General features: G+C 72.2%; 15 protein-coding genes and 2 riboswitches. Of the genes, 4 read left to right on the top strand and 11 right to left on the bottom strand.

From position 1 onward, the window contains the following. Nucleotides 1-72: 72 nt before the first annotated feature. Complete coding sequence (locus AB0G02_RS14415; protein WP_360793753.1) at nt 73-2,142, bottom strand: prolyl oligopeptidase family serine peptidase; 2,070 nt, start codon at nt 2,140-2,142, stop codon at nt 73-75. A 115-nt stretch (nt 2,143-2,257) separates the two neighbouring features. On the opposite strand from AB0G02_RS14415, the gene AB0G02_RS14410 reads away from it, so the two are divergent. After that, nucleotides 2,258-2,908 (top strand): hypothetical protein, encoded by a 651-nt coding sequence (locus AB0G02_RS14410; protein WP_360793751.1) that lies wholly within the window; start codon nt 2,258-2,260, stop codon nt 2,906-2,908. A gap of 124 nt (nt 2,909-3,032) precedes the next feature. On the opposite strand, the gene AB0G02_RS14405 is transcribed toward AB0G02_RS14410, so the two are convergent. From AB0G02_RS14405 to AB0G02_RS14365, 9 genes are all read right to left on the bottom strand, one after another. Further along, nucleotides 3,033-3,638 (bottom strand): malonic semialdehyde reductase, encoded by a 606-nt coding sequence (locus AB0G02_RS14405; protein ID WP_360793749.1) that lies wholly within the window; start codon nt 3,636-3,638, stop codon nt 3,033-3,035. Between the two features lie 139 nt (nt 3,639-3,777). Continuing rightward, nucleotides 3,778-5,043: a serine hydroxymethyltransferase gene (gene glyA / locus AB0G02_RS14400; protein ID WP_360793747.1), complete on the bottom strand. Its 1,266-nt coding sequence runs from the start codon at nt 5,041-5,043 to the stop codon at nt 3,778-3,780. A 15-nt stretch (nt 5,044-5,058) separates the two neighbouring features. Next, nucleotides 5,059-6,279 (bottom strand): glycine cleavage system aminomethyltransferase GcvT, encoded by a 1,221-nt coding sequence (gene gcvT / locus AB0G02_RS14395; protein ID WP_360793754.1) that lies wholly within the window; start codon nt 6,277-6,279, stop codon nt 5,059-5,061. Between the two features lie 125 nt (nt 6,280-6,404). Beyond that, nucleotides 6,405-6,503, bottom strand: a riboswitch (glycine riboswitch). After that, nucleotides 6,504-6,591, bottom strand: a riboswitch (glycine riboswitch). A 63-nt stretch (nt 6,592-6,654) separates the two neighbouring features. Then, nucleotides 6,655-6,957, bottom strand: coding sequence for a DUF3817 domain-containing protein (locus AB0G02_RS14390; RefSeq protein WP_360793745.1), 303 nt, complete (start codon nt 6,955-6,957; stop codon nt 6,655-6,657). Nucleotides 6,958-6,972: 15 nt separating this feature from the next. Continuing rightward, nucleotides 6,973-7,458, bottom strand: coding sequence for a hypothetical protein (locus tag AB0G02_RS14385; RefSeq protein ID WP_360793743.1), 486 nt, complete (start codon nt 7,456-7,458; stop codon nt 6,973-6,975). 110 nt (nt 7,459-7,568) lie between these two features. Continuing rightward, complete coding sequence (locus AB0G02_RS14380; protein ID WP_360793741.1) at nt 7,569-8,057, bottom strand: helix-turn-helix transcriptional regulator; 489 nt, start codon at nt 8,055-8,057, stop codon at nt 7,569-7,571. 202 nt (nt 8,058-8,259) lie between these two features. Continuing rightward, on the bottom strand, nt 8,260-8,421 hold the full coding sequence (locus AB0G02_RS14375) for a hypothetical protein (protein ID WP_360793739.1): 162 nt from the start codon (nt 8,419-8,421) through the stop codon (nt 8,260-8,262). 534 nt (nt 8,422-8,955) lie between these two features. After that, entirely contained in the window at nt 8,956-10,095 is a 1,140-nt protein-coding gene (locus AB0G02_RS14370; protein ID WP_360793737.1) for a CaiB/BaiF CoA-transferase family protein, read from the bottom strand. Continuing rightward, the gene (locus tag AB0G02_RS14365; RefSeq protein ID WP_360793735.1) at nt 10,095-11,243 is read right to left on the bottom strand and encodes an acyl-CoA dehydrogenase family protein; all 1,149 of its coding nucleotides are present in this window, start codon (nt 11,241-11,243) and stop codon (nt 10,095-10,097) included. Before AB0G02_RS14365 ends, AB0G02_RS14370 begins: the two co-directional genes overlap by 1 nt. Nucleotides 11,244-11,350: 107 nt before the next feature. Here AB0G02_RS14365 and AB0G02_RS14360 point away from each other — a divergent pair, with 107 nt between their 5' ends. Genes AB0G02_RS14360 through AB0G02_RS14350 form a run of 3 tightly spaced genes read left to right on the top strand, consistent with a single transcriptional unit; the run spans nt 11,351 to nt 15,116 of the window. Continuing rightward, on the top strand, nt 11,351-11,794 hold the full coding sequence (locus tag AB0G02_RS14360; RefSeq protein ID WP_360793733.1) for a GNAT family N-acetyltransferase: 444 nt from the start codon (nt 11,351-11,353) through the stop codon (nt 11,792-11,794). A 56-nt stretch (nt 11,795-11,850) separates the two neighbouring features. Continuing rightward, nucleotides 11,851-13,053, top strand: a complete 1,203-nt coding sequence (locus tag AB0G02_RS14355; protein ID WP_360793731.1) for an acetyl-CoA C-acetyltransferase — start codon at nt 11,851-11,853, stop codon at nt 13,051-13,053. After that, entirely contained in the window at nt 13,053-15,116 is a 2,064-nt protein-coding gene (locus AB0G02_RS14350) for a 3-hydroxyacyl-CoA dehydrogenase NAD-binding domain-containing protein (RefSeq protein ID WP_360793729.1), read from the top strand. The genes AB0G02_RS14355 and AB0G02_RS14350 overlap by 1 nt, the downstream gene beginning before the upstream one ends. 197 nt (nt 15,117-15,313) lie before the next feature. On the opposite strand, the gene AB0G02_RS14345 is transcribed toward AB0G02_RS14350, so the two are convergent. Next, a partial coding sequence (locus AB0G02_RS14345; RefSeq protein ID WP_360793727.1) for a metallophosphoesterase occupies nt 15,314-16,817 on the bottom strand: 1,504 nt, incomplete at its 5' end.

Genomic DNA, 16,817 nt, shown 5'->3' with positions numbered 1-16,817 from the left:
TGTAGTCGGGGGTCTGTGGACGTAGGACACGCGCGTTCGGAACGTAGGACACGCGCGGTTGTGGGGGTGGGGTCAGCGGAGGGAGCGGTGGAGGAAGTCGACCTGGAGCAGGAGGAGGTTCTCGGCCACCTGCTCCTGCGGGGTCATGTGGGTCACGCCCGACAGCGGCAGCACGGTGTGCGGACGGCCCGCGGCCAGGAGCGCCGACGACAGGCGCAGGGTGTGCGCGGCCACCACGTTGTCGTCCGCCAGGCCGTGCACGATCATCAGCGGGCGCTCCAGCTTCGGCGCGTCGGAGATGAGCGAGTTGGCGTCGTAGACGTCGGGCGCGTCGGCCGGGTGACCGAGGTAGCGCTCGGTGTAGTGGGTGTCGTACAGCCGCCAGTCGGTGACCGGTGCGCCGGCGATGCCCGCGTGGAACACGTCCGGGCGGCGCAGGACGGCCAGCGCGGCCAGGTAGCCGCCGTACGACCAGCCGCGGATGCCGACCCTGGTCAGGTCGAGGTCGGGTTCGCCGGCCGCGACCGCGTGCAGGGCGTCCACCTGGTCTTCGAGGGTGGCGCCGGCGAAGTCGGACGCGATCTCCCGCTCCCACTCCGGGCCACGACCGGGCGTGCCGCGGCCGTCCACGACGAGGACCGCGAAGCCTTGGTCGGCCAGCCACTGCGACGTGAGGTAGGCGTTGCGCGCGGACACCACCCGCTGCGCGTGCGGACCGCCGTACGGGTCGAGCAGCACCGGCACCTTCGTGCCCGGCACGTGGCCGCGCGGGAACAGCAGCGCCGCCCTCAGGTCGCGCTCCCCCACGGTCAGCAACCGCACCTCCGGCGTCAGCACGGGCGTCTCCGCGAACGTGCCGATCGTGCCGGTCGTGCCGCCGGTCGACACGGTCACCTCGGCGCCGAAGTGGTCCATCGCGGACCGTGACAGCACCAGCACGCCACCGGCCCGCGTCGCGCCGTGTACACCGTCCTCAGTGGACAGGCGCGTGACGCCGCCCTCGGCCACCAGGTACACGTGGGTCTGCGTCGGGTCGTCGGTGGACGCGGTGACCAGCACGCCGTCCTCGGCCACGTCGAGCACCGCCCGGACCTGGAACCCGTCCGGCGTCCACGGCCGGTCGCCCACCACGAGCCGGTTCGCGCCACCGATCGGCCGCACGCGCAGCAGGTGGCCGTCGGGCGTCCAGCGCGGCGTGCCCGGCACGATCTCCAGCCAGTGCGGGTCGGTGTCGTCGGCCACCACCTCGGTGGCGCCGGTCTCGACGTCCACCGCCAGCACGAGCACCCGGCGCTGGTCGCGCGACTGGACCTGGAGCAACGGCTTGCCGTGCGACGTCCACGACACCGAGTTCAGGTACGGGAACGCCTCGGCGTCCCACGTCACGTCGGTGCGACCGGCACCGAGCACGGCGAGCCCGACGACGGCGTTGGCCTCGCCCGCGGCCGGGTAGGCGATCTCGGTGGCGGGCGTGCCGGGGTTGGCCGGGTCCGCGATGTGCCAGCGCGGCACGGGCGCGTTGTCCACGCGGGCCGCGAGCACCCGCTCGCCGTCCGGGGAGAACCAGTAACCCCGGTAGCGGCTCATCTCCTCGGCCGCGATGAACTCCGCCAGGCCCCAGGTGACGTCCGGCCCGTCCGGTTCCGCGACGACGCGGTCCGCGCCGGTGCCCAGGTCGACGACGTGCAGCACGCCGCCGGCCACGTAGGCGACCTTGCGCCCGGTGGGGTCGAGGCGCGGGTCGATGGCCGCGCCGGCGACCGGCAGCTCACGGACGGCTCCGGTGGCCGTCTCCACCACGAACAGCCTGCCGGACAACGTGAACACCGCCTGCCGCGCGGCGCCGTCGGTGGCGTAGCCGACGATGCCCGCGGCCTGCTCACGGGTGCGCTCGCGGCGTGCCCGCTCCTCCGGGGACAGGTCCTCCGGGTCGGTCAGCAGGGTGCCGGGGTCGGCCAGCAGCGTCTCGGTGCGGGTGGCGGTGTCGAACGCCCACAGGCCGTTCGCCCGGCTCGTGGCCGTGGCGGTGCGGAGGAAGTACACCTTCGCGCCGTCCGGCGCCACGGTGAAGTTCCGCGGTGCGCCGAGGGTGAACCGCTGGGTGCGCGCCTGCTGGCGCGGGAAGGAGATCTCGTTGCCCACCGGGCCACCCTACGGCGACCCCTGTCTTGGTTCACGTCTTCGGCTGCGCTGAACCGCACCGGGGGGAGGGCCGTAGTCGTCGGTGGAGCGATTGACGGACCAAGGAGGAGTGAGTGTGATCCGACGAAACCGCATCGCCGTCGCCGTCGCGGGCGGCATGGCAGCCGTGCTCGCGCTTGTCATGTGGACTTCCAACGCCACCGGCCTGCAGGGCAGGACGGTCGCGCAGACCGAGCAGGTGGGTGCCGCGGCCCCGGGCGACTACGGCGACGTGCAGGCGCCCTTGGCCCCTCCGACCAGCGAAGAGGCCGCAGCCGCCGACGCGCCCGCCGTGGACGCGCCGGACGGTCAGGCCGCGCCCGCGCCGTCCGGCCCGCAGGTCACCCTGGTGGGCAAGACCGTGCCGAAGATGGGCGAGGTCGTGCAGGACGGCGACGGTCGCACGCTGTACCGGTTCGACAAGGACACGCCGAAGCCGGCGAAGTCCAACTGCGAGGGTCAGTGCGCCGAGACGTGGCCCCCGGTGCTGTCCGACGGGACGCCGCAGCTGCAAGGCGTGGACCCCGCGCTCGTGTCGACGGTGAAGCGCTCGGACGGGACCGAGCAGGTGACCCTGGCCGGGTGGCCGCTGTACACGTACTCGAAGGACGAGGCGCCGGGCAAGTGGCAGGGCCAGGGTGTCGGCGGCACCTGGTTCGTGGTGCAGCCCAACGGCAAGCGCAACGTGGAGTGCCTGCCCCCGGGGGTGACCGCGCCCGCCGCCTAGCCGTTGTCCACTGTGGAACGCCCTGATCCCCCGGCCTGGGGTTGGCCGGGGGGTTTGGGCGTTGTGCAGCCGGACAGCGCGGGGACGACGGGCCCGGCGGGCCGGTCGGACCGGCGGCGGGCCGTCAGACGGTGCGGACGACGTCGGCGTAGTCCAGGCGCGGGTTGCGCGGGTGGGTGCCGGAGTGGTCCGGGTGGCCGATGTTCACGATCACCAGGGGCAGCTCGGCGGTGTCCGCGAAGAACTCGTCGCGCACGCCCTCGGCGTCGAAGCCGCTCATCGGGCCCGCGGCGAGACCGGCCGCGCGCACGCCGACGATGAAGTAGCCGACCTGCAGCAGCGCGCTGGTCTTCGCCGCCTCGGCACGCCGGGCGTCGTCCGCGAACGCCGCCTTGGCGCCCGGGTAGTGCGGGAACGTCCGACCCAGGTGCTCGTGGAAGTCGGTGTCGGCGGTCAGGACGGCGGTCACCGGTGCGGCGAGCGTCTTGGCCCGGTTGCCCTCCGCCATGTGCGGGGCGAGGCGGGCCTTGGCCTCCTGGCCGCGCACGAACAGCACGCGCAGCGGCTGGCTGTTCATCGCCGTCGGGCCCCACTTGACGAGGTCGTAGACGTCGCGGAGCTGCTCGTCGGTCACCGGCTCGTCGGTGAACGCGTTCGCCGTCCGGGCCTCGCGGAACAGCAGGTCCTGCGCCTCGGTCGGCAACGCCAACGTGTCCAGTGTCGCGGTCATGGTGCCTCTTTCGGTTGTCCCGTACGCGTGTGGCGTTCGGGACAACCTCCGGTGGGCCACGCCTATTTCGTGGCGCCCTTCACAGGCGCGTCCGTCACAGGCGCTCGCGTCACAGTCGCTCGCGTCACAGGCGCCTGCGTCACAGCGTCGGGTACAGCGGGTGCTTGGCGGCCAGCACCTCGACCCGCGACCGCAGCTCCGCCAGGTCCGGCGACGGCTGCAGCGCCGCCGCGATGATGTCCGCCACCTCGGTGAAGTCCGCCGGGCCGAACCCGCGCGTGGCCAGCGCGGGCGTGCCGACGCGCAGGCCGGAGGTCACCATCGGCGGGCGCGGGTCGTTCGGCACCGCGTTGCGGTTGACCGTGATCCCGACCTCGTGCAGCCGGTCCTCGGCCTGCTTGCCGTCCAGTTCGGACGCCACCAGGTCGACCAGCACGAGGTGCACGTCCGTGCCGCCGGTGAGCACCTTCACACCCGCCTGCGCCGCGTCGGGCTGCGACAGCCGCTCCGCGAGGATCTTCGCGCCCTCGACCGTGCGCCGCTGCCGGTCGACGAACTCGGGCGACGCGGCGTGCTTGAACGCCACCGCCTTGCCCGCGATCACGTGCTCCAGCGGACCGCCCTGCTGACCGGGGAACACCGCCGAGTTGATCTTCTTCGCCAGGTCGGCCTCGTTGGTCAGGATCACCCCGCCGCGCGGACCGCCGAGCGTCTTGTGCGTGGTCGTCGTCACGACGTGCGCGTGCGGCACCGGGCTCGGGTGCAGCCCGGCCGCCACCAGCCCGGCGAAGTGCGCCATGTCCACCATCAGGTACGCGCCCACGGCGTCCGCGATCCGGCGGAACTCCGCGAAGTCGAGCTGACGGGGGTAGGCCGACCAGCCGGCCACGATCAGCTTCGGCCGGTGCTCGACCGCGAGCCGCTCGACCTCGGCCATGTCGACCCGGCCGTCGGACTCCGACACGTGGTAGGGCACCACGTTGTAGAGCTTGCCGGAGAAGTTGATCCGCATGCCGTGGGTGAGGTGGCCGCCGTGCGCGAGGTCGAGGCCCAGGATCGTGTCGCCCGGCTGGAGCAGGGCGAACATCGCGCACGCGTTGGCCTGCGCGCCCGAGTGCGGCTGCACGTTGGCGAAGCCCGCGCCGAACAGCGCCTTGACCCGCTCGATCGCCAGCCGCTCGATGACGTCGACGTTCTCGCAGCCGCCGTAGTAGCGCCGGCCGGGGTAGCCCTCGGCGTACTTGTTCGTCAGCACCGAGCCCTGCGCCTGGAGCACCGACACCGGCGTGAAGTTCTCCGAGGCGATCATCTCCAGCGTGCTCTGCTGCCGGTGCAGCTCGGCGGCGACGGCGTCCGCGACCTCGGGGTCGAACTCCGCGAGGGAGGTGTTGAAGTGCTCGGACATGTGTGGGTCTCTCCCTTAGCTGGTTCGCTTGTAGAAGGGCAGTGCGACGACTTCGACCGGCTCGTGCTTGCCCCGGACGTCCACCGACAGCGCGGTGCCGGGCTCGGTGCTGCCGACGGCGACGTACGCCATCGCCACCGAGTACCCGAGGGTCGGTGACAACGCGCCGCTGGTCACCTCACCGATCCGCTCGCCCGCCGCGTCCAGCACCGGGTACCCGTGCCGGGGCGCGCGGCGGGAGGTGGTCTTGAGGCCGACCAGGACCTGGTCCACGCCCTGCTCGGCGGTGGCGGCCAGCGCGTCGCGGCCGACGAAGTCGCCCGGCTTGTCGAGCTTCACCACCCGGCCGAGGTTCGCGTGGAACGGCGTGCGGTCGCGGCCCAGCTCGTTGCCGTACAGCGGCATGCCCGCCTCCAGCCGGAGCGTGTCGCGGCAGCCGAGACCCGCGGGCCTGAGGTCGTGCGGCCGGCCCGCCTCCAGCAGCGCCTGCCAGACGTGCGCGGCGTCGTCCGGCGCGACGAACAGCTCGAAGCCGTCCTCGCCGGTGTAGCCGGTGCGGGCCAGCAGCACCGGCTTGCCCGCCACCTCGGTCGGGTAGGAGGCGTAGTACTTCACGGTGCCGAGGTCGGTGGGCGTGAGGCCGGCGAGGATCGCGGTGGCCTTCGGGCCCTGCACGGCGAGCAGCGCGTAGTCGGTGGACCTGTCCTCGACCGAGGTGTCGAAGCCCTTGGCCCGCTCGACCAGCGCCTCGTGCACCACGGCGGCGTTGGAGGCGTTCGCGACGACCAGGTACTCGGCGTCGCCGGCCGACGTGCGTTCCCCAGCGGAGGGCGCATTGGAATCGGCCGACGTGCGTTCCCCAGCGGAGGGCGCGTTGGAATCGGCCGACGTGCGTTCCCCAGCGGAGGGCGCGGCGGGGTCGAGGCGGTACACGATCAGGTCGTCGATGACGCCGCCGTCTGCCTCGCAGATCATCGTGTAGCGGGCGCGGCCGACGCCGATCGCGGACGCGTGGCCGACGAGGGCGTGGTCGAGCGCGGCGCCCGCCTCCGGGCCGGTGAGCACGATCTCACCCATGTGGGTCAGGTCGAACAGGCCCGCCGACGTGCGCACCGCGTGGTGCTCGGCCAGCTCGCTGTCGTAGCGCAGCGGCATCCGCCAGCCCGCGAAGTCGGTGAACATGGCCCCCAGCGCCTCGTGCTCGGCGTGCAGGGGCGTGCGGCGGCTTTCCATCAGGCGGGGTCCTCCCTGGGTGCGGACGTGGCGGCGGGGCCGACCGGTCGGGTCGGCGGGCGCTGGCCAGTCCGGGAACTACACGGGTGAAGGATGACACGGTCCACCGGAGACTCCTCGTCGAGAGAGCCTCCCCCTCTGTCATGAGCCTGAGAGCTTCGCCACCGGGTGAGGGCGGCTTGCACCGTGGGCGAGGCGCACCGGGCACGCCTGCTTTCCAGAGTTGCCTTCGTCGCGCGGTAGCTGTGCCTGAGAGATTCCGGGGAGGAGTTGCTCCTTCGGCGCCCCGATCGGGGACTCTCCCGCGCGACATCGACGGCCGTGTTCAGTTGGTACCGCCAGACGCTAGGGGTGCCCGGCGGGCGGGGTCAACCCCGGTCACAGGCCCTTCTCGGCCCGGACGCTCTCGACCACCTTGCGCTCGGCGTAGAACGACACGAACGGGATCGTGCCCGCGAGCAGCACCAGGACGGTCCCCTTGATCGACCAGCGGGCCTTGAGCGCGAGGTCGACGGTGAGCACCAGGTAGACCGCGTAGAGGAAGCCGTGCACCGGGCCGACGACCCGCACCATGCCCGCGTTGCCGCCCGCGTACTTGGCGATCATGGCGACCACGAGCAGCAGGAGGCCGACACCGACCACGTAAGCCATGAACCGGAACCTGCTCAACGCGCCGCTCATCGCCCTACCTTCGCTTCACCGCTGGTCCCGCGCGTGGAGGGCGGCGAGCATGCGGTTGTAGGCCGCCAGCTCCTCGTCCTCGTCGTCCGCCGCGGGTGCTCTGACGGGCTCAACGGTAACGACCGGCTGCGACGGCACGGCCACCGGCTCCGGGGCGACCTCGTCGGCACCGGGAGCGGCGTGCGGCGCAACGTCGGTTGCGACGTGCGGCGCAGGCTCGGGAGCGGCGTGCGGTGGAGCGTCGGGGGCGGCGTGCGGCGCGGTCCCGGACGTGGCGGCCTCGGCCTTGCGGCGCGACTCCAGCCTGACCATGCGCCACACCACGAACGCGGGGAAGAGGCCGAACAGCGGCCACTGGAAGACGTAACCGAGGTTCTGGAACGTGCCACCGGCCTCGGAGAAGCGCTCCCACTGCCAGTAGGCCAGGCCGCAGCACACGACCAGCGACGCCACGCAGAGGGCCGCGACGGCCAGCCGCTTGGGGGTGATGAGGCGTCGCACGGCTCAAGAGTACTTCGTGCGTTCCCGCGGGCTGGGGCTCCCCGCGCAGGAGCCCGCCCCTCAAGGCGTGGGCTCCTCGACCGCAGGAGCCCGCCCCGACTTCGTCGGACCTAGGCCACGCCGTCCCGGCGTTGCCTCTGCAACCTGGCCACGCACCAGGCCGCCGCGCTACCCCGACGCAGGTGCTGGAGCACCGTCATCGGGCCGAGGCGACGACCGAGGTCGGCGGGCGTGAGCCCGGCCGCCCGGTAGTCCAGAGCGCGCTGGTCCAACGGGCTGATGCCCGCGTCCCACCACAGCTCCGCCTCGGACAGGTCGCCCACCAGCTGCCAGTAGCTGGCGGCGGCCGCGAGCAGGACCTCGGGCACCTCGGGCGCCCGCTTCCGCATCGCCGTCACGTACGCCGGATCCGCGGACTCGACCTTCACCAGGCCGCGGGGACCGCCATTCGCCCGCTGCACCGGGATCCCCGGCGCGGACGGCGGGGCTTCCGCGAGCCACGCGTCCTTGATCCGGTTCACCTCCTGCAGCTCGGCGTCGTCCGAGCGCTCAGCCGCCCACTGCCGCAACAGCTCGTCGACTCCGGAGTCCTCGACCATTCTGCCTCCTCATCGGTCGAAGATCAGCCAATGCGACGCACCGTATTAGCGGCTAACGACAACCGCTAGACCCTGGTTTGTCCAAAACCCTGTTACCAGGGCGTTATAGCCCTCATTCCACCCGTACGGTGCAACCGCCAGGGTGCATGGTCACCCCTCGTGACCGCATTGAGCGGAGTTCGGCGGGGTCGGCCCGGCGCCCCTAGCCGAAGAGGCTGCGGACGAAGGTGATGATCGACTCCGCGCCGGACTGCAGCCACCCGAGCGCGGTCCGCACCGCCTCGGCGGACTCGTTCGGCCGGGTGATCAGGAGGAACAGCACCAGCGCGACCGCCGCCAGTGTCACCACCTTCTTGACGTTCACTGATCGGTCTCCGTCCGTGTCACTGGGCAGGGCGGCCGAGCGCCGCTCCGGTCGTGTCGACCGTCATGGTCCCCCATTCACCCGGACGATGACGATCGAACCCGCCGCCATCGCTCGACCGGTCGCAGGATCGGCCACGCAGACATGCTTGAACCCTGCCTGCTGTCACCCGATCGGACGATCAAGGGGACCTGCGGTCCCGCCGATCACCAAGGTACGGGCACTCGCCCACCCCCCTGGCACGGACACCGAGGTGCAGCGACACCGTCATCCTTCACAGCCCATCACCTGATTGCGCCGGAGCACGCACCGAGCGTGACAAAGGCCGATGTCGGCCGCCACTCATTTCCAGTACCCCATCAGGTGATTTCTCGCGCCCTCTTTTCGATCACGCGCGGGCCCGTTCACACCCAGCCGGTTCACCCGAAGTTCACCCGAGCCGGTGCACCCGGTCCCCGTTCGCCCGGCCCCGTCCACCCGGCCCTGTCCACCTGGGCCCGTCGACGCGAGGCGGATCACGCGGGGCGCGACGGCTCAGCCGACCACCCCGGCCCGCCGCAGCCCGGCCACCTCGTCCGGCCCCAGTCCCAGCTCGGCCAGCACCTCGGCCGTGTGCTCCCCCACCGCGGGCGGCGGGCCCGGTGTCCCGGCGGGAGTCCGACCGAACCGGGGCGCGGGCGCCGGCTGCGCCACCCCGCCCACCTCGACGAACGTCCCCCGCCGCGCGTTGTGCACGTGCGCGGGCGCCTCGCCCGGTGCCAGCACGGGCGCGAGGCACGCGTCGGTCCCCTCGGCCAGCGCCGCCCACTCGTCCCTCGTCCGGGTGGCGACCGCCGCGGCGATGCGGGACCGCAGCTCCGGCCAGTTGGCCGGGTCGTGCCGCCCCGGCAGCCCGGCGTCGGCCAGCCCGAGCACCGCGAGCAGCTCGTCGTAGAACTTCTCCTCCAGCGCCCCGACGCTGACGAACCGGCCGTCCGCCGCCTCGTAGACGTCGTAGAACGGCGCACCGCCGTCCAGCAGGTTCTCCCCGCGGCCGCCGGGCCAGGCGCCCATCGACGACATCCCGTGCACGAACGTCGTCAGCAGCGCGGCGCCGTCGACCATGGCCGCGTCCACCACCTGCCCGCGCCCGGACCGCTCCCGCTCGTAGAGCGCCGCCAGCACGCCCATCGCCAGCAGCAGCCCGCCGCCGCCGAAGTCACCGATGAGGTTGAGCGGCACGGTCGGCGGCGCACCCGCCCGGCCGATCGGCTCCAGCGCGCCCGCCACCGCGATGTAGTTGATGTCGTGCCCGGCGCGGTCGGCCAGCGGCCCGTCCTGGCCCCACCCGGTCATCCGCCCGTAGACCAGCCGCGGGTTGCGGGCCAGGCACTGCGCCGGGCCGATGCCCAGCCGCTCCACCACGCCCGGCCGGTAGCCCTCGACCAGCACGTCCGACTCCGCGACCAGCCGGAGCACCAGCTCGGCGCCCTCGGGTCGGCGCACGTCCACGCCGATCGACCGCCGCCCGCGCCCCAGCAGCGGCACCCCTGCGCTGGTCGAACCGGGCGTGCCACCTACCCGGTCCACCCGGACCACCGACGCGCCCAGGTCGGCCAGCACCATGCAGCCGAACGGCCCCGGCGCGAGCCCGGCCAGCTCGACGACCTTCAGCCCCTCCAGCGGCCCCGGCACTAGAGGGACCTCGCGATGATTTCCTTCATGATCTCGTTCGTGCCCCCGTAGATCTTCTGCACGCGCGCGTCCGCCCACGCGCGCGCGATCGGGTACTCCGTCATGTAGCCGTAGCCGCCGAACAGCTGCACGCACTCGTCGACCACCTGGCAGAGCCGTTCGGTGGACCACCACTTGGCCATGGCCGCGGTGGGCACGTCCAGCCGGCCCTCCAGGTGGTCCTGCACGCACTGGTCGACGAACGCCCTGGTCACGCGCGCCTCGGTGGCGCACTCGGCCAGCTTGAACCGGGTGTTCTGGAACTTGATCAGCTCCCGGCCGAACGCCGTGCGGTCCTTGACGTAGGCCAGGGTGAGGTCCACCGCCGCCTCGATGCCCGCCACCGACGCCACCGCGATGATCAGCCGTTCCTGCGGCAGCTGCTGCATCAACTGGATGAACCCCTGGCCCTCGCCGGTGCCGAGCAGGTTCGCCGCGGGCACGCGGACGTCGTCGAAGAACAGCTCGGCGGTGTCCTGGCCCTTCATCCCGACCTTGTCCAGCACCCGGCCGCGGCGGAACCCCGGCGCCTGCGCGGTCTCCACGACCAGCAGGGAGATGCCGGTCGCGCCCTGGCTCGGGTCGGTCTTGGCGACGACGATCACCAGGTCGGCCTGCACGCCGTTGGTGATGAACGTCTTCGAGCCCGACAGGACGTACTCGTCACCGTCCCGCAGCGCCCGGGTCTTGATGTTCTGCAGGTCGGAGCCGCCGCCGGGCTCGGACATGGCGATCGCGCCGACGTACTCGCCGGACGCCATCCCCGGCAGCCAGCGCCGCTTCTGCTCGTCCGTGCCGTAGGAGTTGATGTAGTGGGCGACGATCCCGCTGTGCACGCTGTTGCCCCACGAGCTGTCGCCGCACCACGCCTGCTCCTCCAGCAGCACGGCCTCGTGCGCGAACGTGCCGCCGCCACCGCCGTACTCCTCGGGGATCGACAGGCACAGCAGGCCCAGCTCACCGGCCTTGTTCCAGAAGCCCCGGTCCACCTGCTTCTGCTCGGCCCAGCGCTCCTGGTGCGGGACGACCTCCTTCGCGAAGAACGTGCGGGCCAGCTCGCGCAGCTGGTCCAGGTCCCCGGTCATCCATGCGGAACGGCGAGTAGGCATGGTGTCGACGTTCCCACCGACCGGATCCCACCGCCATGACCGCAGCACCCCAGGGTGGCCGCAGTTCGTGAGCGCAAATGTCAGGATGTCTGCGGAAGACTGGGGGCATGCGACTTCGGCGGCTCGGGCCCGCGGACTGGGCGACGTGGCGTGACATCCGGCTGACCGCGTTGAGCAGCGATCCCGAGGCCTTCGGGTCGACGCTCGCCCTGGAGAGCCGGTTCGACGAGGCGCGGTGGCGGGAGCTGCTCGGGTCGGACCACGGGGTGAAGGTGGTGGCCGAGGAGTCCGGACCGGTCGGGCTCGTCGCCGGTGTGCCGCACGAGGTTCACCCGGACGTGCTCTACCTCTATTCCATGTGGGTGAAGCCGGAGTTCCGCCGGCAGGGCGTCGGGGAGGCGCTGGTGGCCGACGTGGTGGCGTGGGCCCGGGAGGAGGGGTGGGCGCGGGTGCAGCTGCGGGTGTTCCGGGGCAACGAGCCGGCACGGCGGCTCTACGTCCGCCTGGGCTTCGCCGGCGACGGCGAGATCATGGACAAGGTGCTGAGCTAATAAGTCACCTCGCGCGGTCATGGGCAGATCGCGGCGCGGTGCCTACCGTTGAGTACATGAGCGAAGCCTTGATCTTCGACGCGGTGCGCACACCGCGTGGCAGGGGAAAGCGCGGTTCGCTGCACAGCGTCAAGCCGATCACCCTCGCCTCCGGGGTGCTCGCGGCGCTGGCGCGGCGCAACGACCTGGACACGTCGGTGGTGGACGACGTGGTGTTCGGGGTCGTGTCACCGGTCGGTGAGCAGGGCGCGGACATCGCCCGCACGGCGGTGCTGGCGGCCGGGTGGGACCTGTGTCCCGCCGGCGTGCAGCTCAACCGGTTCTGCGCGTCGGGCCTGGAGTCGGTGAACCTGGCCGCGGCCAAGGTGGCGTCCGGGTTCGAGGACCTGGTGGTGGCGGGCGGCGTCGAGTCGATGTCGCGGGTGCCGATGGGCTCGGACGGCGGCGCGTGGATGGCCGACCCGGAGACCAACATGGCGACCAACTTCGTGCCGCAGGGCGTGAGCGCGGACCTCATCGCCACGCTGGAGGGGTTCAGCCGCGAGGACGTGGACGCCTACGCGCTGCGCTCGCAGCAGCGGGCCACGCTGGCGCGCGACAAGGGCTACTTCGACCGGTCGCTGGTGGCCGTGGTCGACCAGAACGGCTCGGTCGTGCTCGACCACGACGAGGCGATCCGCCCGGAGACGACGCTGGAGGCCCTGGGCAACCTCAAGCCGAGCTTCGCGTTCCACGGCGACCTGGGCTTCGACGCGGTGGCCATCGACCGGTACCCGACGGTGGAGCGCATCGACCACGTCCACACCCCGGGCAACTCGTCGCAGATCGTGGACGGCGCGGCGGCGATGCTGATCGGCAACGCCCGCACCGGCCGCGAGCTCGGCCTGACGCCCCGCGCGCGGATCATCGCGACCGCGGTCGTCGGCAGCGAGCCCACGATCATGCTGACCGGTCCCGCGCCGGCCGCGCGCAAGGCGTTGGACAAGGCCCGGCTGACCGTCGAGGACATCGACCTGTTCGAGATCAACGAGGCGTTCTCGTCGGTGGTGCTGAAGTTCCAGCGGGAGCTGGACCTGCCCGACGACAAGGTCAACGTCAACGGCGGCGCGATCGCGATGGGCCACCCCCTCGGCGCGACCGGCTGCATGATCCTCGGCACCCTGCTCGACGAGCTGGAGCGCCGGGACCTGCGGCGGGGTCTGGCCACGCTGTGCGTGGGCGGCGGCATGGGCATCGCGACGATCATCGAGAGGGTCTGATGGCTATCCACTTCGAGCGGGACGACGAGGGGATCGTCACCCTCACGATGGACATGTCCGGCTCGGCGAACGTGATGAACGCCGAGTACCACGAGGCCATGGGCGAGGCGGTCACCCGCCTGGAGGCTTCGCGCGACGACATCACCGGCGTGGTGCTGACGTCGGCCAAGAAGACGTTCTTCGCCGGGGGCGACCTGAACGTGCTGGTGAAGATCACCCCGGAGAACGCGGCCGAGGCGCTCGGGTTCCTGGAGGAGATCAAGGCCCAGCTGCGGCGGCTGGAGCTGCTGGGCAAGCCGGTGGTCGCGGCGATCAACGGCAGCGCGCTGGGCGGCGGCCTGGAGATCGCGCTGGCCTGCCACCACCGGGTCGCGCTGGACGACGACCGGATCAAGCTCGGCCTGCCCGAGGCGACGCTGGGCCTGCTGCCCGGCGGTGGCGGCGTGACCCGGATGGTGCGGCTGCTGGGCGTGCAGCCGGCGTTGCCGCTGCTGATGGAGGGCAAGCAGCTGCGCCCGGCGCGGGCGTTGCAGGCCGGGATCGTGCACGAGCTGGCGTCGTCGCGCGAGGAGCTGGTCGCCAAGGCGCGGGCGTGGATCAAGGCGAACCCGGCGCCGAAGCAGCCGTGGGACGAGCCCGGCTACGTCGTGCCCGACGTGCGGGTGGGCGATCCGAACCTGTACGGGCTGCTCGCCGCCGCTCCCGCCGTGCTGCGGAAGAAGACGCACGGCGTGTACCCGGCGCCGGAGAAGGTCCTGGCCGCCGCCGTCGAGGGCGCGCTGGTGGACTTCGACACCGCGTTGCGGATCGAGGCGCGGTACTTCGTGGAGCTGGCCGCCGGCCAGGTCTCGAAGAACATGATCAACACGTTCTGGTTCCAGCTGAACGAGATCAACGGCGGCGGGTCGCGGCCGTCGGGCGTCGAGCGGTCGAAGGTGACGAAGGTCGGCGTGCTCGGCGCGGGCATGATGGGCGCGGGCATCGCGGAGGTCAGCGCGAAGGCCGGCATCGAGGTGGTGCTCAAGGACGTGACGCTGGAGGCCGCGCGGCGCGGCGCCGGTGACACGCCGGGCATCACGCCGACCGACTCCGACGCCGACCTGGCGGGCTGCGACCTCGTCATCGAGGCGGTGTTCGAGAACCGCGAGCTGAAGAACAAGGTGCTGCCCGCGGCCGAGGCGGCGGCGCTGCCGGACGCGGTGATCGCGTCGAACACGTCCACCCTGCCGATCACCGGGCTGGCGTCCGCGGTGGGCGACCCCGGTCGGTTCATCGGGCTGCACTTCTTCTCGCCGGTGCCGAAGATGCGGCTGGTGGAGATCATCCGCGGCGAGAAGACGTCGGACGAGACGCTGGCGCGGGCGTTCGACTACGTGCTGCAGATCGGCAAGACGCCGATCGTGGTCAACGACAGCCGCGGCTTCTACACGTCCCGGACGTTCGGCACGTACGTGACCGAGGCCGTGTCGATGGTCGCGGAGGGCGTGTCGCCCGCGTTGATCGAGAACGTGGCCCGGCGGGCGGGCATGGCCGTGGGGCCGCTGGCGGTGTCCGACGAGGTGACGTTGACGCTGCAGCTGAAGATCCGGGACCAGACGTTGGCCGACGACCCGGCGGTGGCGGGGGCGCTGGGCGACCACCCGGCGTTCAAGGTGCTGGAGGAGCTGGTCGCGGAGGGTCGCACGGGCAAGTCCGGCGGCGCCGGGTTCTACGAGTACCCGGAGGGCGGCCGGAAGTTCCTGTGGCCGGGGCTGGCGCGGTACGCGCGGGCCGACGCGGGCGTGACGGAGCAGGACGTCGAGGACCGGTTGCTGTTCATCCAGTCGCTGGAGACGGTGCGGTGCCTGGACGAGGGCGTGCTGACGTCGATCGGTGACGCGAACGTGGGCAGCGTGTTCGGGTTCGGGTTCGCGCCGTGGAGCGGTGGCACCGTCCAGTTCGTCAACTCCTACGGGCTGACCGGGTTCGTGGAGCGGGCGGACTACCTGGCCGACACCTACGGCGAGCGCTTCCGCCCACCGACCTCCCTGCGCGAACGCGCCACCACCAACACCCCCTTCTGACCCGAGAGTCCTACCTTCGCGCGCCGAGAGTCCTACGTTCGCGCGCCGAGAGTCCTACGTTCGCGCGCCGAGAGTCCTACGTTCACAGCACCTGAGTTCAACGCTCAGCGCACGGGTCGCCTGCTCTGAGCGTTGAACTCGGGGTGCGTGGACGTAGGACTCTCGCGACGTGGAGGTAGGACTCTCGCGCTTCGGGGTTAGAGGAGGGTGGTGGTCAGGGTGGTGTGCCGGGTGGTGCCGTTGACGGTCAGGGTCAGGGTGGGGTGGCCGGGGCGCAGGGCCGTCAGGGTGCCGGTCGCCGGGTCCAGCCACGCGACGTGCCACGGGCGCAGGCCGGAGGCCGGACCGATGTGCACGTCCGGGGACGCGGACCAGTCCATCGAGACCGGGTAGGCGACCGGGACCTGCCGGGAGCCCTGGGTGAGGGTGGCCGTCACGGTGACCGGGGAGCCCACCCGGACCGTCGCGGGCACCTGCACGGTGAGGTCGTCCACGTGGGGACGGATCTCGGCGGCCAGCCAGTCGTCACCCGCACGGGGGTCCACGCCCAGCATCGTCCAGCCGGTGAAGCCGCCGCGGCCCGCCTCACCCGCCGGGGCCTTGCCCGAGTTGCCGTTGACCAGGTACGGCACGCCGTCGACCCGCGACGCGTGGAACAGCCCCACGTGCGCACCGATGAACGCCGCCCCCTTGCCGGTCGTGCGCCGGAACTCGGCCAGCCAGTCCTCGACCGCGTCGGCCTCCAGCCGGTCGGACAGCCGGCTGGCCCTGGTCGGCGTCGGGTCGCGCGGCGGGTGGTGCTCCACCACCACGACCGACTGCACGCTCCCGTGGTCGCGCAACGCGTCGCGCAGCATCACGGCCTGGTCGAACCCGCCGCCGCGCACCGTGCCGGTCGACGAGTCCAGCAGCACGAACCGGGTGCCCTTGTGGTCGAAGACCCGGTTGGTCGCCCCGAACTCGCGCCGGAAGTTGTCGATCGTGCCCGGCCCCATGATCTCGTGGTTGCCCGGCACGTAGTACCAGGGCAGCTCGTCGCCCAGCTCCTCGGTCAGCACCCGGTGCGCCAGCGCCAGGTCCGCGGGCGACGCCTCGTCCACGAAGTCGCCGTTCACCACCAGGAAGTCCGGCCGCTGCGCCTTGACCTCGCGCAACGTCCGCCTGGCCGCGCGCACCAGGTCGCTGTCCGGGGCACGCGCCACGAACTGCGCGTCGGACATCACGGCGAACCGCCACGGCCGGTCGGCCACGGTGCCGTCCTGCACCACGAACCGGTCCGCGGGCTCCTGCCCCACCGGCAGCTCCACCGCGGGCGGCACCTTGGCGACGATGTCGTCCACCAGCACCTCGCCGGTGTACTGCCGGTCCGCCTTGGTCTCGATCGTGTAGAACCTGTTCACCCGCAAGGGGAACGCGAGACCGGACGGCACCGGCACCTCCAGGTAGCGCCACCCCGTCCAGGTGATGTACGGCCCGTAGAGCGACCGGCTGAGCCCCGTGCCGTCCGTGACGGTGAACGCCGTCCACTCGCCGCGACCGCCCCCGTGGACCCACGCGCCCAGGGCCAGCGGTTGCCCCTGCACCTCGATCGGCCGCGGCGGGATCGCGTACGCCGTGCGGGTGCCGGTGGACTGCGAGAAGTCGTACGACATCCGCAGCCCCGCGCCGGTGTGCCCCACGGACACCGGCGCGACCGACCCG

This window comes from Actinosynnema sp. NPDC023658, assembly GCF_040639995.1.
GTDB lineage: Bacteria > Actinomycetota > Actinomycetes > Mycobacteriales > Pseudonocardiaceae > Actinosynnema.
The sequence above is the reverse complement of the archived record's forward strand: the minus strand, read 5'-3'. Positions and strand labels throughout refer to the sequence as shown.